Source organism: Paenibacillus sp. AR247, from assembly GCF_002968895.1.
In the GTDB taxonomy this organism is placed as follows: Bacteria; Bacillota; Bacilli; order Paenibacillales; family Paenibacillaceae; genus Paenibacillus_AQ; species Paenibacillus_AQ favisporus.
The window spans coordinates 1-3,189 of the sequence record NZ_PCZT01000088.1 but is presented as its reverse complement, the minus strand read 5'-3'; the positions used below and the strand labels follow the sequence as shown (position 1 = coordinate 3,189).

Below are 3,189 nucleotides of genomic sequence, written 5' to 3'. Positions count from 1 at the left end.
GTAAAGTTCGATTCCCATCTGGTAATATTGGGAGCCTTGACCGGGAAACAAGAAAACGACGGGTTTTGCCATGATGTTGAAGTAACCTCCAGATTATTGAAAATGGTACGCTTGGCTTTGGTTTGGTCTCATACGGAAGTCGACAAAGTGCTTGCGGGACTCCAGCTGCACGTAAATGTTCCGGTCATACAAGTGGGAAAAGCTTGCACCGGGAGCTTCACCGAACGAATGGCCGGGAAAAACGCGCATGTCGGGTGTAACACTGGCTTTGATTTTTTGAATGCTGTCAAACATCTGGTCTGCTGAGCTCCCTCTAAATTGACATCCCCCGCACCCTTCAATGAAAAGCGTATCCCCAGTGAACACGCATTCCCGCAGAAAGTAGCACATGCTTCCCGAGGTGTGCCCTGGCGTCCAGATGCACGTCACCGTAGTTTCTCCAAAGCGCAGTCTCTCTCTATCATACACCTTTTTCAAATTTTTACATCTGAACCCATAGTCATCTACCTCTATCGCGGACATGTAAACGGCACAACCGTAAATTTCCGTTAACTCTGATGCTAGATGAACATGGTCTTGATGGGAATGCGTCAGCAGGATTCCTTGCACTTTCACTTGCAGCTCCTTCAGTTTACCTGTAATGATTTGGATGTCCCAAGCCGGATCAACCAGCATGCCTTGGCGTGTGCGGGAATCCACCACGATATACGTGTAATTGATAAAAGGCAGGGAAACGGTTCGCAGCGGATAAACATCATAGCTCAGTTGAGCTCCCCTCCTCTCCTGTTCTTCAGCGGAAGCGCAGGTCCCGGTCGAATGGCGGAGCATACAGCCTCACGACCGGGAAGCGCGCTTAGCCGCTTATCGCGTTTGCCGTTCTTCTTTTAAAATCGTTCAGAAATGCCTCCGAAACACCTTCCTTCGAGTATAACCGGGCGCAGAACTCGTAGATCTTCTCATAAGACTGAGGTTCCGAGAGCAGCACCATATGATTGGAGGGATCGATGTCAATCATGTGAATGTTGGGGAACTGCCGCTCCCATTCTTCCCAATAAGCCGCTTGGTCCAATGGTGTTGTGTCTTCGTGAATGGAAAAGTACGGTTCGAGCTCTCCGAAAATCAAGCCTCGTTTGTTACGGAAATAATAGCAGGTGATCTCCGCTGCATTACTGAGCGGCTTCACCGAGAAACGGTCAAACTGGTATGCGTGCTGCATTTTGATATTTGCATCGATCATCGCGCGGATCTGCTGCTCCGTTTTGGTTAAACCCCGCCCGTAACCTAGCTGTATAAGCTGCCGCAGGAGCCCTTCTTCGTCCGAGGCAAGCTCCAGCTCGTCCCTGTGGATGAGGGCTTCGGCAAAAGTGTCCGGACGCTGAAATTGGTTTGAAGCCAAGGCGAGATTGACCGCCTGCAGCACCGCTGTCGGCCTGGAAATCTCCCCTTGCTGAAAAGCTTCGCCATACGGGGAATCGAGCATGACAATGGTATTTACCTTGTGCTCCAGCTCTTGAAGCTGTCTCGCAACTTCGTAGGCCAACACGCCGCCAAGGGAGTAGCCGCCCAGATCGTACGGCCCCTCGGGTTGCACGGAGAGAATCATATGCACATAATAGGCTGCCATAGCGGCCACCCCCTGAAGCGGCGCCCGCTCAGACATCCATCCTCTTGCCTGAATGCCATAGAATGGTCGATCGCTCTGGCGTGATAGATCCTGGTACATCTCTACGCCGCCAAGGCCGCCGTGAAACCAGAAAACCGGCCGCAGCGTCCGGAAACCTGAGTTCAGCAAAATCAGCTCCGGAAAGGCTGGCCATGTCCTGACTTCGCGTATAACCCGCTGTTCGCCATCAATGGGATTGTCCCGCTGTGTTTGGACAACGGATGGCGGGACAATCCGAATCAAATCTTTAAGAGTATGGCATTCCTGAAGGCTCGATAAGTCGATTCCCGGATCGATGTGCTGCTGCAGCCGCTGCAGCAGCTGCATGAACAGAATCGAATCGAGTCCATATTGATCCAGCGGAAGGTCGGGATTCATTTCTTCAGGATCCATCCCAAGCAGGGCGCTTACGACTCCAGTGATTCGTTTGCCTGCCTGTATGGCGGCAGCGGCTGCCTCCGTCTCCTCCCAGGCCAGGTTATTCATCTTGGCTGTACCCTCCGCGTCCCGGCGGCTCATCGGGACTTCGCGCCAGCACCTTCTGGTTTCAAATGGATAAGTCGGCAGCGGGATTCGGCGTTGTTTGCTTCCTTGATACAGCTGCTCCCATGGCACCCTGACGCCCTGTACCCAATAAGCCGCAAGCTTCTGAATATTTTCAGCTGCTATCCATTCGGCTACATCCTGCTCCGAAACATCCTTTGGCGGGCTTTCTGCGCTGCCGACGGCAATAGAAACCGCACAAGATACTGTTGATCCGGTTATTTTGCCATCCTGCAAAAATGCACTTAATCCGGCAAGCAGTTCCTCACGGGTGCCGGCGATCAGGGCGAGGCGCGAATGCATGGCTTCTCTGCCCAGCTGAAGCGTAAACGCCATGTCCGCGAGCGGCAGACGCTCCATGCCCTCGACATACTCAAGCATCTGACGGGCATAGGCTTTCAAGCGGTCCCCGTTTCGCGCAGACAAAGCAAATAGGTGCTTCCTGTTTGATGGATGTTCCTGTGCCGCCTTCGTATGTTGAGAGGTGTACTCCTCCAGAAGGATATGTCCGTTCACCCCTCCGATCCCGAAACTGTTCAACGCGGCCCTCCGTGGAAGCTCCCGCCCTTCCGCATCCGTCAATGCGGACCAAGTCAAGTGCTCCGAGGTCAGCCGCAGCGGACTGCCATTCAAGGAAATTTGGCTGCTCGGCTCCGTAAAACCGTGTATTCCAGGTATCACCTTATGCCGGAAAGCGCAGAGCACTTTGATGAGAGACGCCATTCCTGAAGCGACCTCGCAGTGTCCGATTAATGGCTTAAGCGAACCGATATAGCACGGATCATTCCACGGTTTGGAGGAGTTTTCTTCCGCCATCTCGAGATAGCCTGTTTTGAGGGAATGGATTTCGACTCCGTCTGCCATGGGAGACGCAATCCCATGCGCTTCGATGTACGAAACCGTCCTCGGATCGATGCCGGACTGGCGGAAAGCTTGCTTCATTGCTGTCTTCATCCCCTGGGCATTGGGCGATGTTAGAGACA

General features: G+C 53.2%; 2 protein-coding genes and 1 pseudogene. 1 reads left to right on the top strand and 2 read right to left on the bottom strand.

Features of this window, described 5'->3' with window-relative positions:
• Nucleotides 1-306, top strand: a 306-nt coding sequence (locus CPT76_RS42415; RefSeq protein ID WP_374954769.1) for a hypothetical protein, incomplete at its 5' end; no start/stop codon positions are given.
• Between the two features lie 18 nt (nucleotides 307-324).
• Here CPT76_RS42415 and CPT76_RS42410 read toward each other — a convergent pair.
• Nucleotides 325-675 (bottom strand): annotated as a pseudogene (locus CPT76_RS42410) (MBL fold metallo-hydrolase); the annotation flags it as partial.
• Between the two features lie 178 nt (nucleotides 676-853).
• Nucleotides 854-3,189: non-ribosomal peptide synthetase (locus CPT76_RS36185; protein WP_146116578.1), on the bottom strand; the 2,336-nt coding region annotated here is incomplete at its 5' end.